The sequence below is a fragment of the Telluria beijingensis genome, from assembly GCF_030770395.1.
Classification (GTDB): domain Bacteria; phylum Pseudomonadota; class Gammaproteobacteria; order Burkholderiales; family Burkholderiaceae_D; genus Telluria; species Telluria beijingensis.
Window position 1 is genome coordinate 5844048 of record NZ_CP132480.1, and the last position, 18477, is coordinate 5862524.

The following is an 18477-nucleotide window of genomic DNA, read 5'->3' on the forward strand; positions in this document are numbered from 1 at the left end:
TGGGTGCGGCGTTGGCATATCGCTATAATGTTCCCCATGACCACGCCCACGACCTCCACCACCCGGACCGATGTCTGTATCGTCGGCAACGGCGCCATCGCCAAGACCACCGCCCTCGGCTTTGCCCAGGCCGGGCACAGCGTGACCCTGCTGGCGCCGCCCGCGCGCGCCGGGACGGACGCGCCGGCGACGGCGTCGGCGTCGGCCGCGGAGCGTCCGTGGGACGTGCGTGTTTACGCGCTCAACCACACGGCCCACGACCTGCTGGCCTCGCTCAAGGTGTGGGGCGCCCTCGACCTGGCGCGGGTCGCCGCGGTCGATGCGATGGACGTGCACGGCGACGGCCAGAATGGCGGCAACCTCGGTTTCGACGCCTTCGGGGCCCGGGTCGGCACCCTGGCCTGGATCGTCGAAGACCATAACCTGAACGGGGCGCTCGATGCCGCGCTCAAGTTCGCCCACAATGTGCAGCGAATCGAAGGCCGCGCCTGCGAGCTCGGCTGCATCGAGGAGGGCGCTGTGGTACGCCTGGAAGACGGCCGCCGCATCGAGTGCGCGCTGCTGGTCGGGGCCGACGGCCGCGAATCCTGGGTGCGCGGGCAATGCGATATCGGGGTCGACTACCGCATGTACCACCAGCGCGCCATCGTCACCAACTTCGCCTGCGACAAGCCGCACCATGGCGTGGCCCACCAGTGGTTCACCTGCGCCGACGGCATCGTCGCCCTGCTGCCGCTGCCGGGCAACCGCGTCTCGCTGGTGTGGTCGGCGCCCGAGACGCTGGCCGACACGCTGATGGACGAATCGCTGGGCGAACTCGCGATCCGGCTCGGCGAGTATGCCGACGACAAGCTGGGCGCCCTGCGTCCGTTGCAGCCCGAAACGGTGGCGGCGGTGCCGCTGGCGCTGGTCAAGCCGCATGCGATCGTGGCGCCGCGCGTGGCGCTGGTGGGCGACGCCGCCCACGCCGTGCATCCGCTGGCCGGCCATGGCATGAACCTCGGTTTCGGCGACGTGGTTGACCTGCTGGCCGTCGTACGCGAGCGCGAGGAGCGGCGCGCCATCGGCGACGAGCGGGTGCTGGCGCGCTATGCCCGCAAGCGCAAGGAAGACGTGCTCATGATGCAACTGGCGACCGATGGCCTGGAGCGCCTGTTCGGCGCCAATCTGGAGCCGCTGCGCGTGGTGCGCAATATCGGACTCAACTTGCTTGATAAAATGCCCGCAGTGAAGCGGCGCCTGATGGCGCATGCGATGGGCAAGTCATCAATCTGAGGAAATCAAGCATGGTCAAAATGAAGCTCGCCGTCCTGCTGGCGACAGCACTGCTCGCGTCGTGTGTCGACGCGCAGAACACGGTCGAGGCAGGCATCAGGAAGGCGCTCGAACCGCACCTGGGCGGCGCCAAGATCGAGTCGGTCAAGGAGACGCCCTACGGCGGCCTGTATGAAGTGCGGGTCGCGGGCGACATCCTGTATACAGACAAGAAGGGCGAGTTCCTGGTGATCGGCCAGGTGTACGACGTCAAGAGTTCGCGCAATCTCACGCGCGAGCGACTGGACGACATCAACAAGATCAAGTTCAGCGACCTGCCGCTCGAGATGGCGCTCAAGCAGGTCAAGGGCAACGGCAAGCGCGTGATCGCGGTGTTCGAGGACCCGAACTGCGGCTACTGCAAGCGCCTGCGCCAGACCACGCTCAAGGACATCGACAACGTCACCATCTATACCTTCATGTACAACATCCTGTCCGAGGATTCGTTCACGAAGTCGAAGAATATCTGGTGCGCGTCCAACCGCAACAAGGCCTGGGATGACTGGATGATCAGCGGCAAGGTGCCGCCAGCGGCGCCGGCTGCCTGCGAATCGCCGAACGACAAGGTGCTGGCGCTCGGCCAGAAGCTGCGCATCACCGGCACGCCGGCCATCTTCTTCGCCGACGGCACCCGCATCCCGGGCGCGATCGACCTGAAGTCGCTCGAAGCCAAGTTCGACTCGCTGGAAGGCAAGGCACGGTAACGTCGACCGGGGGAGGTGCATGCTCACACTGAACATCAACGGACGCGACCTGCAAGTCGACGCCGATCCCGCCACCCCCTTGCTGTGGGCATTGCGTGACCACCTCAATCTCACCGGCACCAAGTTCGGCTGCGGCGCGGCCCTGTGCGGCGCCTGCACCGTGCACCTGGACGGCGTCCCGATCCGCTCCTGCGTCATGCCGCTCTCGGTGGTCGTGGGCAAGGCCATCGCCACCATCGAGGCGATGGCGGGCGACCGCGTCGGCAAGGCGGTCCAGGATGCCTGGGTGCGGCACGGCGTGCCGCAATGCGGCTACTGCCAGAGCGGCCAGGTGATGAGCGCCGTCGCGCTGCTGCGCGCCACCCCGCGTCCGCGCGACGCCGAGATCGACGACGCGATGAGCGGCAACCTGTGCCGCTGCGGCACCTACCAGCGGATCCGCGCGGCCATCAAGGATGCCGCCGCGACCCTGGACACATGACGGCATGAAAACACGATGAGCGCATGGCACTGACCGGCATCCTGCTGGCCGCGGGGCGGGGCCGCCGCTTCGACCCCGCCGGCGCGCGCAACAAGCTGCTGCAACGCCTGCCCCGCGGCGAGCTGGTGGTCGAGGCCAGCGCGGGCAAGCTGCTGGCCGTGTTCGCGCGCGTGGTGGCGGTGGTGCCGCCGCACGATGGCGGCGTGGCGGAGGCGCTGCGCCGGCTCGGCTGCGAGGTCACCGTCTGCCCGGATGCCGACGGCGGCATGGGCCTGTCGCTGGCGCATGCGATCCGCCATTCGCTGCCCGGCCAGCCGCCCGGCCAGGGCTGGCTGGTGGCGCTGGGCGACATGCCCTTCGTCGACCCATCCACCCTGCGCGCACTGGACAGCGCCGTCAAGGAGGGCGCCGCCATCGCCGCGCCGCTGTACGAGGGCCGGCGCGGCAACCCGGTCGCCTTCGGTCCTGCGCATCGTGACGCCCTGCTGGCGCTGGACGGCGACCAGGGCGCGCGGCGCCTGCTCGCCGCCAGCCCGGTCGTCGCGATCGTCGTGGCGGACGCCGGCGTCCTGCACGACATCGATTCGCCTGCCGACCTGGCTGGCTAGTCCACCCATCACGCATGGCGGACGTTTTTGCTTCGTCCGATGGATTACACTATGCCCATTCGGCGCGTCCCGAGAGACCATACAAGAAGATCATGAAAAAGCCATCGCAGAAAAAGCAGAACGCCATCCACTACACCATCGTTCCCAAGGACCTGGCCGGTCACCTGTTCAACGTCACTGTCACGGTCGCCAATCCCGACCCCGACGGCCAGGTATTCGCGCTGCCGGCCTGGATCCCGGGCAGCTACATGATCCGCGAGTTCGCGCGCAATATCGTGCGCATCCGGGCCGAGAGCGGCGAAGGTGGAGAACAAAAGGCCGTCGCGCTCACCAAGCTCGATAAGCATTCGTGGCGCGCCGCGCCCGGCGCCGGCCCGCTGACCCTGCACTACGAGGTCTATGCCTGGGACCTGTCGGTGCGAGCCGCCCACCTCGACCAGACCCACGGCTTCTTCAACGGCACCAGCGTGTTCCTGCGCGTGGCGGGCCAGGAAGCGCTCGTCCACCAGGTCGACATCCAGCGCCCGGCCGACCCTGCCGCCCGGAGCTGGCGCGTGGCCACCGCGATGCCCGAGGCAGGCGCGAAGCGCTACGGCTTCGGCGCCTATGCCTGCGCCAACTACGATGAATTGATCGACCATCCGGTCGAGATGGGCGACTTCGAGCTGGCCACCTTCAAGGCCCACGGCATCCCGCACGACATCGTGATCACCGGCCGCGTGCCCAACCTCGACATGGCGCGCCTGCAGGCCGATCTCAAGGCGATCTGCGAAACGCAAATCGCCTTCTTCGAGCCGAAGACCAGGCGGGCGCCGCTCGAACGCTATGTGTTCATGACCATGGCCGTGGGCGATGGCTATGGCGGCCTCGAACACCGCGCCTCGACCGCCCTGATCTGCGCCCGCGCCGACCTGCCGAGCCTTGCCAACCCCAAGACGGCCGAGCCGGGCGAAGGCTATCTGCGCTTCCTGGGCCTGTGCAGCCACGAGTATTTCCACACCTGGAACGTCAAGCGCATCAAGCCGGCCGTGTTCGCCCCCTACGACCTGCAGGCCGAGAACTACACGCCGCTCCTGTGGCTGTTCGAAGGCTTCACCAGCTACTACGACGACCTGATGCTGGTGCGCGCCGGAATCATCGGCGAAGCCACGTATTTCAAGCTGCAGGCCAAGACCATCGGCGGCGTGCTGCGCGGCAGCGGGCGCCTCAAGCAGAGCGTGGCCGATTCGAGCTTCGACGCCTGGAGCAAATACTACCGCCAGGACGAGAACTCGCCGAATGCCATCGTCAGCTACTACACCAAGGGTTCGCTGATCGCGCTGGCCTTCGACCTGACCATCCGCGCGAGGACCAATGGCGCCCGGTCGCTGGACGACGTCATGCTGGCCCTGTGGGAACGCTATGGACGCGACTTCTACCAGGGCGCCGGCCGCGGCGTGACCGAGCAGGAAGTCGAGGCGCTGTTCGACGAGATCAGCGGCCTCAAGCTCAAGAGCCTGTTCGAGCGCTACGTGCGCGGCACTGACGACCTGCCGCTGGCCAAGCTGTATGCGCCGCTGGGCGTGAAGCTGCTCGATGAGCGCAAGGGCGGCAAGGTATCGCTGGACGCCGGCATCGGCCGCGATCCGCTTGGCGCCAGGCTGACCCAGGTGCATGAGGGCGGCGCCGCCCACCAGGCCGGCCTGTCGGCGCTCGACGTGGTGATCGCGATCGACGGCCTGCGCGTGAACGGCAATCCGTCCAACGTCGATGCCCTGCTGGCGCGCTACCGCGTCGGCGACCGGGTCACGGTGCACGCGTTCCGGCGCGACGAGCTGATGGCCTTCGACGTCACCCTGCAGGGCGACCGCGTGCCGTGCATCGCCCTGTCGCAGGCGGTGGCGGGACGCAAGTCGGCGGCGATCAAGCGGCCCAGCGCAGTCTGATTCCAAGAACCCTTATAACGACAAGCATCCCATGACCCTTACCCGTATCGCCGCGGCGGCCGCCCTGGCCGCCTCGCTGTCACTGTCCGCGCCCGTCGCCCTGGCCCAGCAGGCCGCCCCGCTCAAGAACGAGGTCGTCGCCAAGGTCGACGCCATGTACCCGTGGCTCGACGCGATCTATAAAGACCTGCACGCCCATCCCGAGATCGCTTTCCAGGAAGTGCGCACCGCGGGCAAGCTGGCTGCCGAAATGAGGAAACTCGGCTTCACCGTCACCGAGAAGGTCGGCAAGACCGGCATCGTCGCGGTGCTCAAGAACGGCGCCGGCCCGACGGTCCTGGTGCGCACCGACATGGACGGCCTGCCGATGGAAGAACGCACCGGCCTGCCGTATGCGAGCCGCGCGCGCGCCACCAGCGAGGGCCGCGACACCTTCGTGATGCACAGCTGCGGCCACGACGTCCACATGGCCAGCTGGCTGGGCACCGCGCGCACCCTGGTCGAGCTCAAGTCGCAGTGGAAGGGCACGTTGGTCTTCATCGGCCAGCCGGCCGAGGAAATCGTCTCGGGCGCCAAGGCCATGCTGGACGACGGCCTGTTCAAGCGCTTCCCGAAACCGGACGTCGCCTTCGCCCTGCATTCCTGGCCGCTGGCCCATGGCACCGTGGGCTTCAACGACGGCCCGGTCTCGTCCAACTCGGACTGGCTCGAGATCACCTTCAAGGGCCGCGGCGGCCATGGCTCGGCGCCGGATAAAACCATCGACCCGGTGGCGATCGCGGCGCGCTTCGTGGTCGATGTCCAGACCGTGGTCAGCCGCGAGAAGGATCCGAAGGAGTTCGGCGTCGTGACGGTCGGCGCCATCCAGGGCGGCACGGTCGGCAACATCATCCCGGACAGCGTGCAGGTGCGCGGCACCATCCGCTCGTACAGCCCCACGGTGCGCGCCAAGCTGCTCGAGGGCGTGCGCCGCGTGGCCGAAGGGTCGGCCGCAATGGCCGGGGCGCCGAAGCCCGACATGCTGATCGGCGGCGGCGGCCAGGCCATCGTCAACGACACCGAACTGGTAAACAAGACCGAGGTGGTGTTCAAGGAAGCCTTCGGCGCCGACAAGGCGGTGCGCATGCCGGCCATGACCGCCAGCGAGGACTTCTCGCTGTATGCACTCGAGGGCGTGCCGTCGATGTTCTTCTTTACCGGCGTCTACGATCCGAAGGTGGTGGCCGAAGCGGAACGCGAGGGCGGCAAGCCGATCGCCTTCAACCACTCGCCGTTCTATGCGCCGGTGCCGGAACCGTCGATCAAGACCGGCGCCCAGGCCATGACGCTGGCCGTGATGAACGTGCTCGGCAAATAGAGCGGAAGGACGGCGCGGCCGACAGCGGGTCTCCCGGTCACTGTCGGCGTCGCCTACTCGCTTGAGAATTTCTTACGGTGCAAATACCACGGGTCCAACCTTACAGCAACGCATGATCCCGAGTAATCGCACCCTACCCCCGTGATCTGGCTCCGATCGTTGATATCGCTGGCGTAAACAATCGTCCAGCCCCGTGAGGGATTGACGAGGGAGGACAGGTCGCGCATCCCGCCCTGGCGGCTGTACAGGAAGGTTCGTCCCTCGCCGGAACGGTTATAACCGCCGACCACCTGCCCAAGGTTGTTGATCGCCAGTGGCAGGGCCTGATTGCCGCCCGGCGGTGCGCCGATGTCGCGCATTTTGCCGTTCGCCCAGATAAAGCCGCCATAGTTCTCGTTGGGGAAGTCGCCACCGGCAAATGTCGAATAGCCGACGACTTGGCCGAGGTCATTGATGTCCTGGCCGATGCTGTTCAATCCGCCAAGCGTGCCCAAGTCATGGATATGGCCGTTCTTCCACACGACCGCATGCGCCTGGTTGCCATTCGGACCTTGAGACGGGCCGACTCCCGACGTGCCGGCGATCTCGCCCCGATTGTTGATGGCGGTTGCGCCACTGCGGTCCGAACCGGGAAGACTACCCAGATTACGCATCAATCCGTCCTTGTACAGAAAGGCAAATGGGAAAGTGACCTGCAGCACGGAAATGCCGACGACATGCCCGGCATCGTTGATGTCCATTGCCGTGGTGTCGCCGCCGGCGAGCGAGCCGATATCGCGCATGAGTCCACCACTGTAGAGGAATGCTCGGGTGGGCTGGTTCAGGCCAAAAGCGCTTCCCACCACCTGGCCTTGCCGGTTGATCCCCAATGCAGCGCTTTCGGTATTGCCGGGCAGGGTGCCCAGGTCGGTGACCATGCCGTTCGCGTAGAGGAAAGCATGTCCACCCCCGCGTCCGGCGATCTGGCCGCGGTGGTTGATTGCCTCGCCGGCGCTTCCCCAGCCGAGGATGAACACCTCGTAGACGTATTTTCCGCCGGCTTCAGCCTGCTGGGAGACCGCCAGCATGACGGCGAGTAGAACGGCAAGGAAACGGGCAGCGGACATGGCGTTCTCCGGTGAAGGGGGACGCATTTATCCTAGACAGCAGCCAGTGGATGGCTTTGAGCCGTATCAATCGATTCATTACGCGTTCTTGCGCCACGACTCGAGCCCCAGGGCCGGGCAGAACGCCAATCGTGGATCAGCTGGTGAGGCAGTCCGCACAGCGGCCGTACAGGGTCAGCTCATGGCGTTCGACGCTGAAGCCCTTCGGGGCCATGTGCTCGATGTCGCCGGGGCAGGCGTGCACGTCGAACACGCGCTGGCAGGCAGTGCACTGGAAATGGTGGTGATGGTGTTCGGCCGCGCTGGTCGATTCGTAGCGCGCGCCTTCGCCCGGCAGGGTGACGACCTTGAGCGCGCCGTCGTCCACCAGCGACTTGAGGTTGCGATAGACGGTCGCCATGCCCAACTGGCTGACCTGGCGGCTGGCTTCGTCCAGGATCTCTTGTGGCGACAGCGGACGCTGCGCATGCTCGATCGCATGCAGGATGGCGGATTTTTGGCGTGTATTACGTTGCATGGATGAAGGATACCTCAAAGCGCAAAACCGGATCAAAAAAGCGGTTGAATGCTTAATGATAATGGCTTATCATTTCGATGTTAATGATAACGGCTTATCGTTATCGCAATGTATGCATCTTGCCATTTAATCCAATTCGAGGAACCACCATGTCCGACTTTTCCTGCAAGCGTACGCCGCTGACCCTGGCGCTGATGCTGGCCTTCGGCGCGCCCCTGGCCGTCCATGCCCAGACGACGAGCCGCACCGCGTCGGACCCGGACAGCGTGCCGACGGTGGTCGTCTCCGCCAGTGCCCTGGGCGTGGTCGACGACGACATGATCACCCCGGTGACGTCGCTCGGCGGCAGTGAGCTGGTGCGGGCCCGCGAATCGACGCTGGGCGAGACCCTGGCCCACCAGCCCGGCATCACCTCGAGCCACTTCGGCGCCGGCGCCAGCCGTCCGGTGATCCGCGGCATGGACGGCCCGCGCGTGAAGATCCTGTCCGATGGCGCCGAGATCCAGGATGCCTCGACCATCAGCCCCGACCACGCCGTCGCGTTCGAACCGGTCCTGGCCGAGCGCATCGAAGTGCTGCGCGGCCCGTCGGCGCTGGCCTATGGCGGCGGCGCGGTGGGCGGCGTGGTGAATATCCTCGACCGCAAGATCCCGACCGCGATGCCCGAGAACGGCCTGGAAGGCAGCGCCGAGGTACGCGCCAATTCGGCGGCCCGCGAAAAGACCGGCGCCTTCGAATTCACCACCGCCGCCGGCAGCAACCTGGCCCTGCACCTGGAAGGCGTCAAACGCGATGCCGACGACTACCGGGTCGGCAAGGACTGGAGCGAAGGCCGCCATGTGAACGGCAGCTACAAGGAAACCGAGACCGGCACCGTCGGCCTGTCGTGGATCGGCAAGAACGGCTACATCGGCGCCGCCTTCACCAAGGAGCGCACCGAATACGGCATCCCGGGCCACGGCCACGAATTCGAGAGCTGCCATCCGCATGGCGACCACCTGCATTGCGGCGGCCATGGCCACGAAGAGGAAGACGATCATGGACATGAGCACGGCGACGAAGAGCACGACCATGAGCACGGCGACGAAGAGCACGACCATGATCACGACCACGAACACGGCGTGCCGGTCGTGAAGCTCGACAGCGAACGCTGGGACATCCGCGGCGAATACCGCAACCCGGTGGCCGGCATCGAGCGGGTGCGCATGCGCGCCTCGTTTACCGAATACGTCCACGACGAGCTGGAAGAAAACGTCGTCTCGACCTCGTTCCGCAACAAGGGCCACGATGCGCGCCTGGAAGCGGTGCACGCGCCGCTCGCCGGCTGGCGCGGCGTGTTCGGCCTGCAGACGACGCGCCGCGACTTCTCGGCCATCGGCGAAGAAGCCTATGTGCCGCCGACCCTCACCAAGAAGCACGCCGCCTTCCTGACCGAGGAATACAAGCTCGATAACTGGCGCTTCGAGGCCGGCCTGCGCCACGAATGGCAGGACATCGAGGTCGACGCGCCCGGCCTGCGTGACACCGATGCGCGCGGCACCTCGGCCTCGGTCGGCGCCGTGTGGAAGCTGGCGCCGCAATACTCGCTGCGCGCTTCGCTGTCGCGCAGCCACCGCCTGCCGACCGCCGAGGAACTGTATGCCGACGGCGTCCACCTGGCCACTGCCACCTATGAAGTCGGCAACCAGGACCTGGAAAAGGAAACCTCGAACAACGTCGACCTCACGCTGCGCAAATTCGAAGGCGACACCACGTTCTCGGTCAGCGCCTTCCACAACCGCGTCGACAACTACATCTACGCGCACACGCTGGACAACCATGAGGGCTTCCAGCTGGTGGAGTATGCCCAGCGCGACGCCACCTTCACCGGCCTGGAAGGCGAAATCCGCCAGAAGCTGAGCCCATCGCTCAGCGCGACCGTGTTCGGCGACTATGTGCGCGCCCGCTTCGACGAGGGCGAGGGCAGCCGCAACCTGCCGCGCATCCCGGCCTCGCGCATCGGCGTCAAGGTCGACGGCGACTGGAACCAGTGGCATGGCATGGTCGAGTTCTACCGCGTCGGCAAGCAGGACAAGCTGGCCGAGTACGAGACCGAGACCGCGGGCTATAACATGCTCAATATCGGCGCCCATTATTCGACCCGCATCGGTGGCGTGCCGACCCAGTTCTATGCGCGCCTGAACAACCTGACTGACGAACTTGCGTACAGCCACACCTCGTTCATCAAGAACGCGGCGCCGCTGACCGGCCGCAACCTGACGGCGGGGATTCGCGTCATCTTCTGATCATTGTTGGCATTAAAACGTCGTCCCCGCGAAGGCGGGGACCCAAGTCCTTCGCGCTGCCACTACGTTTTACGTAGCCACTGCGCTGGGAAACTTGGGTCCCCGCCTTCGCGGGGACGACGTGTTTAGTGCAGCTGATGGAGCGACGTTCGTGGTGCGCAAGCCTCCTACCGCAGCACACAATTGCTGCACTGCGTTGAAGCCTTAACGATAATCGGTTATCATTAGATTTGACTAATCAAGGATTCCCCCATGACTGACTTCACCGGCAAACGCACGCCGCTCGCACTGGCTTGCGCACTGGTCCTTGGCGGCCCACTGGCCGCCACCGCCCACGCGCAGTCGGGCGGCGTGCCGGCGACCGTCGTCGTTTCCGCCAGCGGCCTTGGCGTGTCGAGCGACGACATGGTCACGCCGGTGACCTCGATCGGCGGCAATGAGCTAGTGCGCACCCGCCAGTCGACCCTGGGCGAGACCCTGTCGAGCTTGCCGGGAATCACCTCGAGCCATTTCGGCGCCGGCGCCAGCCGCCCGATCATCCGCGGCATGGATGGCCCGCGCGTGAAAATCCTGTCCGACGGTTCCGAGATCCAGGACGCGTCCACCATCAGCCCCGACCACGCCGTCGCTTTCGAACCGGTGCTGGCCGAACGCATCGAAGTGCTGCGCGGCCCGTCGGCCCTGGCCTATGGCGGCGGCGCGGTGGGCGGCGTGGTGAACATCATCGACCGCAAGGTGCCGACCGCGATGCCGGAGAACGGCCTGGAAGGCAGCGCGGAAGTGCGCGCCAATTCCGCGGCGCGCGAAAAGACCGGCGCGGCCGAATTCACCGTGGCCGCCGGCAGCAACCTGGCCCTGCACCTGGAAGGCGTCAAGCGCGATGCCGACGACTACCGCGTCGGCAAGGACTGGGACGGCGGCCGCCGCGTCCCGGGCAGCTACAAGGAAACCGAGACCGGCACCGTCGGCCTGTCGTGGGTCGGCAAGGATGGCTACCTGGGCGCCGCCTTCACCAAGGAGCGCGGCAAGTACGGCCTGCCGGGTCACGGCTTCGAGAACGAGGCGGGCGAGATCGAGGCNGTCGGCAAGGATGGCTACCTGGGCGCCGCCTTCACCAAGGAGCGCGGCAAGTACGGCCTGCCGGGTCACGGCTTCGAGAACGAGGCGGGCGAGATCGAGGCGCCGGTGGTAGACCTGGACAGCGAACGTTGGGACGTGCGCGGCGAGTACCGCAATCCGGTGGCCGGCGTCGAACGGGTGCGCCTGCGCGCCTCGTTCACCGACTACATCCACGACGAGGTCGAGGGCAGCGCGGTCGCCACCACCTTCAAGAACAAGGGCCACGACGGCCGCCTGGAATTCGTGCATGCTCCGGTCGCCGGCTGGCACGGCGTGTTCGGCCTGCAGACCACGCGCCGCGATTTCTCGGCCATCGGCGCCGAGGCCTATGTGCCGCCGACGCTGACGAAGAAGCACGCGGCCTTCCTGACCGAGGAATACAAGCTGGGCAATGTGCGCTTCGAGGCCGCCGTGCGCCATGAATGGCAGGACGTCGAAGCCGAAGTGGACAAGCCGGACAGCGAAACGCGCGGCACCTCGCTGTCGCTCGGCGCGGTATGGAAGTTCGCGCCCGAATACTCGCTGGGCACCTCGCTGTCGCACACACACCGCCTGCCGACCGCCGAGGAACTGTATGCCGACGGCCCGCACCTGGCCACCAATACCTATGAGATCGGCAACCCGAACCTGGTCAAGGAAACCTCGAACAACCTCGACCTGACCCTGCGCAAGTTCGCCGGCCGCACCACTTTTTCGCTCAGCGCCTTCCATAACCGCATCGGCGACTACATCTATTCGCAGACGCGCGGCGAGTTCGAGGGCCTGCAGCTGATCAACTACGCCCAGCGCGACGCCACTTTTACCGGGCTCGAAGGCGAGGTCGCGCATAACCTGTCGTCGGTGTGGAAGGCGACCGTTTACGGCGATTATGTGCGTGCGCATTTCGATGAAGGCCCGGGCAGCCGCGATATTCCGCGCACGCCGGCGCACCGACTTGGCGTCAAGCTCGAAGCCGACTGGGGCGCCTGGAATGGCCTGGCCGAGCTGGTCCGCGTGGGCAAGCAGGACAAGGTCGCCGATTTCGAGACCGAGACGCCCGGCTACACGAAGCTGAATCTCAGCACGCACTATTCGACCCGCATCGGCAACTTGCCGGCGCAGCTATACCTGCGCTTGAACAATGTGACCGACCGCCTGGCCTATAGCCATACTTCGTTCATCAAGGATTATGCACCGCTGACCGGCCGCAATCTGACGGCTGGCCTGCGCGTGCTGTTCTGACCGAATCCCATCCACCGGCCCCGGCGGGTTTGACACCCGCGGCGCTGGTTCTCGAGAAAGGAACAGGGTTCATGAAATCCCTGATCAAATACGGCGATGTCGCCGGCATGACGGCATCGATCCTGTGCCTGCTGCACTGCATGGCGATGCCGCTCGTGATCCTGGCGTTTCCGATGCTCGGGTTGGCGCATGTGCACGATACCTTCCATGACACGCTGATCGCGGCGATCACCTTGCCGGTCTTGCTGGCGCTGGTGCCCGGCTACCTGAAGCACCGTGACAAGACCACCTTGCTGATCGGTTGCGCCGGCCTGGCGATCTTCTTGGGCGCCGTGTTCATCGTGAGCCCGCTATTCGGCGAAGTCGCCGAAGCCGTGTTTGCCGTCATCAGTGGATTCATGCTGCTGTATGCGCACCTGCGCAATCGCCGTCACTGCAAGCGTTGCGGCGCCGCCGCGCAAGACGATGCAGGCCATTCGGCCCCGGCATCCTGCCACTCTCGTTAATCCTACAGGCCCGCGCGTTGCGGCCCTGCCAGCGTCCGGATCTGGAAGCGATAGCGTTCTCCAAACAGGAAAGTCTCGGAAAACGTCATCAGGTCGGCATGTTGTGGCCCCAGGCCATCGGGCGGGGGCAGCGGTCCGCTGCGGCGTAGCGACGCCAGCGCGACGTCGGATGCACCCTGGTCGCGCGAGCGCTGTACCTGGACATCGAGCAGCTGGCCTTCGCGGTCGACCGTGATACTGAGCACCACCACCGCCGGCAGCATGGGCGGCAATTCTCCTTCAAATACTCTTTCTGGATTGCGCTGCATGACGTGGCGCGCGACGTCGGCCTTGTAGGCAGCAAGTGTGCGCGTTGGCGGAGGTGCGGGGATCGGTGTCAGCGAGATGACGGCCGCATCAGGCGGCGGCTGCGGTGCTGGCGCCCGTGTCGGCGCGCCGCATGCGGCCAGGGCCGCGAGCACGATCAGTGCGAGAAACAGGAATGTGCTGCGATGATGGTTGTTCATGGCGGATGCAGGACAGTCGCAGGTCGCGCCGGTATTGGCGTAACCGTTCGACCCATCCGTGCATCCGGAGTTCCTCTACATTAGGCGAACAGGCGCTGCAGCTCCTGGCCCGGGTTTGCCGCGCGCATGAAGGCTTCGCCGACCAGGAAGGCGTGCACGTCGGCCTCGCGCATGCGCTGCACGTCGCCAGTCCCGAGGATGCCCGACTCGGTCACCACCAGGCGGTCTTTCGGAATCCGCGGCAGCAGGCCGAGCGTGGTGTCGAGCGTGACCTCGAAGGTGCGCAGGTTGCGGTTGTTGATGCCGAGCAGCGGGGTCTTGAGCTTGAGCGCCGCATCGAGTTCTTCACCGTCGTGCACTTCGACCAGCACGTCCATGCCCAGCTCCATGGCGCAGGCTTCGAGTTCGGCCATCAGGCCGTGGTCGAGCGCGGCGACGATCAAGAGGATCGCATCGGCGCCCATCGCGCGCGCCTCATAGACCTGGTAGGGATCGACCATGAAATCCTTGCGCAGCACCGGCAGCGCGCAGGCGGCGCGCGCCTGCTGCAGGTACTCCACCGAACCCTGGAAGAACTGGACGTCGGTCAGCACCGACAGGCAGGCCGCGCCGTGTTCGGCATAGCTGTGCGCGATCGCGGCCGGCTGGAAGTCGGCGCGCAGCACGCCTTTCGACGGCGAGGCTTTTTTCACTTCGGCGATGACGCCGGCCTGGCCCGCCGCGATCTTCGCGCGCAGGCCGGCTTCGAAGCCGCGCAGTCCGGCGCGCGCTTCGCGGTCGCTTTCGACGTCGCTGCGCAGGCTGTACAGGTCGCGCACCTTGCGCGCCGCGGCCACTTCATCGGCCTTGACGGCCAGGATCTTGTTGAGGATGTCGGACATGGAAAGCCTTCAGGTTTGTTTCGAGAGCGCCAGCTTGATGCCGAGCCAGACGAACAGGCCGCCGGTGACGCGGTTGAGCCACAGCGTGGCGGCGGCCGGCAGCTTGACGCGGGCGCTGGCCTGGGCGGTGAACAGCGCCAGCCCATGGCACCACAGCATGCCGTTGAGATTGAAGATGCAGCCGAGGACGATGAATGCAAGCGCCTTGTTCGGCGCATCGGCTGCGATGAACTGCGGCACGAAGGCGAGGAAGAAGATGGCGACCTTCGGGTTCAGCACATTGGTCAGGAAGCCTTGCGCGAAGATCCGGCGCCACGACAGCGGTGGCAATACTGGCGCGACCGTGACCGGCGCCGCCGGCTTGCTGCGCAACAGGCCCCATGCCATGTACAGGATGTAGGCCGCCCCCAGCAGCTTGATGACGGTGAAGGCGGTGGCCGACGTCGCCAGCACGGCGGACAGGCCCAGTGCCGCCGCGAAGATGTGCACGAAGGTGCCGGCGCCGATGCCCAGCGCCGCCGCCGACCCGGCGCGCCAGCCCTGGGACGCGCTGCGGGCCATGATCAGCAGCGAATCCGGGCCAGGCATGATGTTGAGCATCAGGCCCGCGGCCACGAACACCGGCAGGTCGTGGATGCCGAACATCAGGCGGCCGTTCCGCCCAGTTGCCGGGTGACGGCGACGAACTGCTCCAGCTTGGCGATGGCGGCGCCGGAAGCGATCGCCGCGCGCGCCTGGTGCAGGCCGGCTTCGATCGAGTCGGCCACGCCGGCCGTGTACAGCGCGGTGCCGGCGTTCAGGGCCACGATGTCGTGGGCCGGACCCGGCTCGCCGCGCAGCGCTTCGAGCACGCGCGCCTTCGATTCTTCGGCATTGCTCACCTTGAGGTTGCGGCTCGAGATCATCGACAGGCCGAAGTCTTCGGGGTGGATTTCGTATTCGCGGATCTCGCCGTTGACCAGCTCGCCGACCAGCGTGCCGGCGCCGAGCGAGACTTCGTCCATATTGTCGCGGCCCCAGACCACCACCGCATGCTCGGCGCCGAGGCGCTGCAGCACGCGCACCTGGATGCCGACCAGGTCGGGGTGGAACACGCCCATCAGGATGTTCGGCGCGCCGGCCGGATTGGTCAGCGGCCCGAGGATGTTGAAGATGCTGCGCACGCCCAGCTCGCGGCGCACCGGGGCCACGTGCTTCATCGCCGCGTGGTGGTTGGGGGCGAACATGAAGCCGATGCCGGTCTGGGCGATCGACTGCGCGATCTGTTCGGGTTTCAGGTCGATGTGGGCGCCGAAGGCCTCGATCACGTCGGCGCTGCCGGACGAGGACGAGACGCTGCGCCCACCGTGCTTGGCCACGCGCGCGCCGGCGGCGGCCGCCACGAACATCGAGGCGCTCGAGATATTGAAGGTGTTGGCGCCGTCGCCGCCGGTGCCGACGATGTCGAGCAGGTGGGTGGTGTCGGCCATCGGCACCTTGGTCGAGAATTCGCGCATCACCTGGGCGGCGGCGGTGATCTCGCCGATGGTTTCCTTCTTGACGCGCAGGCCCATGGTCAGGGCCGCGACCATGGTCGGCGACATCTCGCCCGCCATGATCTGGCGGAAAAGGTGCAGCATCTCGTCGTGGAAGATTTCGCGGTGTTCGATACAGCGCAGCAGCGCTTCTTGTGGGGTGATCGGCATGATGGTTCCAGTCTTTTTATTCAGCGAGCGGTGAAACCGTCGTTCCCGCGGAGGCGGGAACCTAAGTTCATTGCGTACCCGGCTGCTTGATTGATACCAGGCTGCGGAGAAGACTTGGATTCCCGCTTTCGCGGGAATGACGGTGCTGACGATAGCGCTAGGTTCAGCGCGTCAGGAAATTCTTGAACAGCGCGTGACCGTGCTCGGACAGGATCGACTCTGGGTGGAATTGCACCCCTTCGATGTCATAGTCCTTGTGGCGCACGCCCATGATCTCGCCGTCGTCGGTCCACGCCGTCACCTCCAGGCACGAAGGCAGCGAGGAACGCTCGATCGCCAGCGAGTGGTAGCGGATCACCGTAAAGGGGCTGGGCAGGTCGGTAAACACGCCTTCGCCGATGTGGGCGATGCTCGAGGTCTTGCCATGCATGACCTGCTTGGCGCGGATCACGTTGCCGCCAAACGCCTCGCCGATCGCCTGGTGGCCCAGGCACACGCCCAGGATCGGCAGCTTGCCCTTGAATTCGCGCAGGATGTCGAGCGAGATGCCGGCATCCCGGGGGGCCTTCGGGCCCGGCGAAATGCAGATGCGGTCCGGCTTCATGGCCGCGATCTGCTCCAGCGTGATCTCGTCATTGCGCACGGTGCGCACTTCCTCGCCCAACTCGCCGAAGTACTGCACGATGTTGTAGGTGAACGAGTCGTAGTTGTCGATCATGAGCAGCATGTCAGAACTCCCCATCCAGGCCATCTTGCACTTGCTCGGCCGCGCGCAGCACGGCGCGCGCCTTTTTCTCGGTCTCTTGCCATTCCATTTCGGGGATCGAATCGGCCACGATGCCGGCCGCGGCCTGCACGTACAGGTTGCCGTCCTTGATCACGCCGGTGCGGATCGCGATCGCCACATCCATCTCGCCGCCGAACGACAGGTAGCCGCAGGCGCCGCCATAGATGCCGCGCTTCACGGGCTCCAGTTCATCGATCACTTCCATCGCCCGCACCTTCGGCGCGCCGGTCAGCGTGCCGGCCGGGAAGGTGGCGCGCAGCACGTCGAGGTTCGACATGCCGTCCTTGAGCTTGCCCTCGACGTTGGAGACGATGTGCTGCACGTGCGAGTATTTTTCGATGACCATGCGGTCGGTGACTTTCACCGAGCCGATGTCGGCGATGCGGCCGATGTCGTTGCGCGCCAGGTCGATCAGCATCACGTGCTCGGCGACTTCCTTCGGATCGTTCAGCAGCTCGTCGGCCAGCGCCGCATCCTGCTCGGGCGTGGCGCCGCGGCCGCGGGTGCCGGCGATCGGGCGCAGCGTGACCTTGCGGCCGCCGTCGGGGGACAGCTCGTTGCGCACCAGGATCTCGGGCGAGGCGCCGACGATCTGCATGTCGCCAAAGTTGTAGTAGTACATATACGGCGACGGATTCAGCGAGCGCAGCGAGCGGTACAGCGACAGCGGCGAATCGACATAGGGCTTGCGGATGCGCTGGCCGATCTGTACCTGCATCAGGTCGCCGGCCATCACGTATTCGTGGGCTTTCGCGACGGCCTTGAGATAGTCTTCCTTGCCGAAGTCGCGCACTTCGGTCGTGCGCACCGAGCTCGAGGTGACTGGCGCGTCGACGCTCCGGCGCAGCATCATGCGCAGGTCTTTCAGGCGCTGGCGGCCGCGCGAATAGGCCTCTGGCTGGCCCGGGTCGGCGTACACGATCAGGTACAGCTTGCCTGACAGGTTGTCGATCACGGCCAGTTCTTCGGTCACCATCAGCTGGATGTCCGGCAGGCCCAGTTCGTCGCGCGGGCAGGTGTGCGCCAGCTTGCGCTCGATGTGGCGCACCGTGTCGTAGCCGAAGTAGCCGGCCAGGCCGCCGCAGAAGCGCGGCAATCCCGGACGCAGGGCGACCTTGAAGCGCGCCTGATATTCCTCGATGAAGTCGAGCGGATTGCCCTCGTGCGACTCGATCACTTCGCCATTCTTGACGATCTGGGTGACGTTGCCGCTCGTGCGCAGCAGCGTGTGGGCCGGCAGGCCGATGAAGGAGTAGCGGCCGAAGCGCTCGCCGCCGACCACCGACTCCAGCAGGAAGGTGTTCTTGCCGGTGTGCTGGGACTGGGCCAGCTTGAGGTAGAGCGTGAGCGGGGTTTCGAGGTCGGCGAAGGCTTCCGCGATCAGGGGGATGCGGTTGTAGCCCTGGTTGGCCAGCGACTTGAATTCGAGTTCGGTCATGTTTTCTCCAGGCCGCCCGGGTGGAAGGAGAGGGCGG

At 66.0% G+C, this 18477-nt stretch carries 17 protein-coding genes; 9 read left to right on the forward strand and 8 right to left on the reverse strand.

Annotated features, from left to right (window positions below; all coding sequences use genetic code 11):
• Positions 1-36: 36 nt before the first annotated feature.
• The 6 genes from Q9246_RS25710 to Q9246_RS25735 all read left to right on the forward strand — a co-directional run bounded on the left by Q9246_RS25710 (position 37) and on the right by Q9246_RS25735 (position 6389).
• Positions 37-1275, forward strand: coding sequence for an FAD-dependent monooxygenase (locus Q9246_RS25710; RefSeq protein WP_306394217.1), 1239 nt, complete (start codon positions 37-39; stop codon positions 1273-1275).
• An 11-nt stretch (positions 1276-1286) separates the two neighbouring features.
• A complete protein-coding gene (locus Q9246_RS25715) occupies positions 1287-2018 on the forward strand; it encodes a DsbC family protein (RefSeq protein ID WP_306394219.1) in 732 nt (243 codons plus the stop codon).
• Between the two features lie 19 nt (positions 2019-2037).
• A complete protein-coding gene (locus Q9246_RS25720; RefSeq protein ID WP_306394220.1) occupies positions 2038-2499 on the forward strand; it encodes a (2Fe-2S)-binding protein in 462 nt (153 codons plus the stop codon).
• A gap of 23 nt (positions 2500-2522) precedes the next feature.
• Positions 2523-3107 carry a nucleotidyltransferase family protein gene (locus Q9246_RS25725; protein ID WP_306394222.1) on the forward strand — a complete coding sequence of 195 codons (585 nt, stop codon included), beginning with the start codon at positions 2523-2525 and terminating at the stop codon, positions 3105-3107.
• Positions 3108-3199: 92 nt separating this feature from the next.
• On the forward strand, positions 3200-5032 hold the full coding sequence (locus tag Q9246_RS25730; RefSeq protein WP_306394224.1) for a M61 family metallopeptidase: 1833 nt from the start codon (positions 3200-3202) through the stop codon (positions 5030-5032).
• Positions 5033-5063: 31 nt separating this feature from the next.
• Positions 5064-6389, forward strand: coding sequence for an amidohydrolase (locus Q9246_RS25735; protein WP_306394225.1), 1326 nt, complete (start codon positions 5064-5066; stop codon positions 6387-6389).
• A 53-nt stretch (positions 6390-6442) separates the two neighbouring features.
• On the opposite strand, the gene Q9246_RS25740 is transcribed toward Q9246_RS25735, so the two are convergent.
• Entirely contained in the window at positions 6443-7495 is a 1053-nt protein-coding gene (locus Q9246_RS25740) for an HAF repeat-containing protein (RefSeq protein ID WP_306394226.1), read from the reverse strand.
• Between the two features lie 136 nt (positions 7496-7631).
• Positions 7632-8012 carry a Fur family transcriptional regulator gene (locus Q9246_RS25745; protein ID WP_306394227.1) on the reverse strand — a complete coding sequence of 127 codons (381 nt, stop codon included), beginning with the start codon at positions 8010-8012 and terminating at the stop codon, positions 7632-7634.
• Between the two features lie 149 nt (positions 8013-8161).
• Here Q9246_RS25745 and Q9246_RS25750 point away from each other — a divergent pair, with 149 nt between their 5' ends.
• From Q9246_RS25750 to Q9246_RS25760, 3 genes are all read left to right on the forward strand, one after another.
• The gene (locus Q9246_RS25750) at positions 8162-10297 is read left to right on the forward strand and encodes a TonB-dependent receptor domain-containing protein (protein ID WP_306394229.1); all 2136 of its coding nucleotides are present in this window, start codon (positions 8162-8164) and stop codon (positions 10295-10297) included.
• A 252-nt stretch (positions 10298-10549) separates the two neighbouring features.
• Positions 10550-12637: a TonB-dependent receptor gene (locus Q9246_RS25755; RefSeq protein ID WP_306394230.1), complete on the forward strand. Its 2088-nt coding sequence runs from the start codon at positions 10550-10552 to the stop codon at positions 12635-12637.
• Positions 12638-12708: 71 nt separating this feature from the next.
• Complete coding sequence (locus Q9246_RS25760) at positions 12709-13143, forward strand: MerC domain-containing protein (RefSeq protein ID WP_306394232.1); 435 nt, start codon at positions 12709-12711, stop codon at positions 13141-13143.
• 2 nt (positions 13144-13145) lie between these two features.
• On the opposite strand, the gene Q9246_RS25765 is transcribed toward Q9246_RS25760, so the two are convergent.
• From Q9246_RS25765 to trpE, 6 genes are all read right to left on the reverse strand, one after another.
• Positions 13146-13649 carry a TonB C-terminal domain-containing protein gene (locus Q9246_RS25765; protein ID WP_306394233.1) on the reverse strand — a complete coding sequence of 168 codons (504 nt, stop codon included), beginning with the start codon at positions 13647-13649 and terminating at the stop codon, positions 13146-13148.
• Between the two features lie 80 nt (positions 13650-13729).
• Positions 13730-14530, reverse strand: a complete 801-nt coding sequence (gene trpC, locus Q9246_RS25770; protein ID WP_306394236.1) for an indole-3-glycerol phosphate synthase TrpC — start codon at positions 14528-14530, stop codon at positions 13730-13732.
• A 9-nt stretch (positions 14531-14539) separates the two neighbouring features.
• Positions 14540-15175, reverse strand: a complete 636-nt coding sequence (locus Q9246_RS25775; protein ID WP_306394239.1) for a LysE family translocator — start codon at positions 15173-15175, stop codon at positions 14540-14542.
• A complete protein-coding gene (gene trpD, locus Q9246_RS25780) occupies positions 15175-16215 on the reverse strand; it encodes an anthranilate phosphoribosyltransferase (RefSeq protein WP_306394241.1) in 1041 nt (346 codons plus the stop codon). The genes Q9246_RS25775 and trpD overlap by 1 nt, the downstream gene beginning before the upstream one ends.
• A 163-nt stretch (positions 16216-16378) precedes the next feature.
• Entirely contained in the window at positions 16379-16942 is a 564-nt protein-coding gene (locus tag Q9246_RS25785; RefSeq protein WP_306394243.1) for an anthranilate synthase component II, read from the reverse strand.
• A gap of 1 nt (position 16943) precedes the next feature.
• Positions 16944-18440, reverse strand: coding sequence for an anthranilate synthase component I (trpE, locus tag Q9246_RS25790; RefSeq protein ID WP_306394244.1), 1497 nt, complete (start codon positions 18438-18440; stop codon positions 16944-16946).
• Positions 18441-18477: the final 37 nt, after the last annotated feature.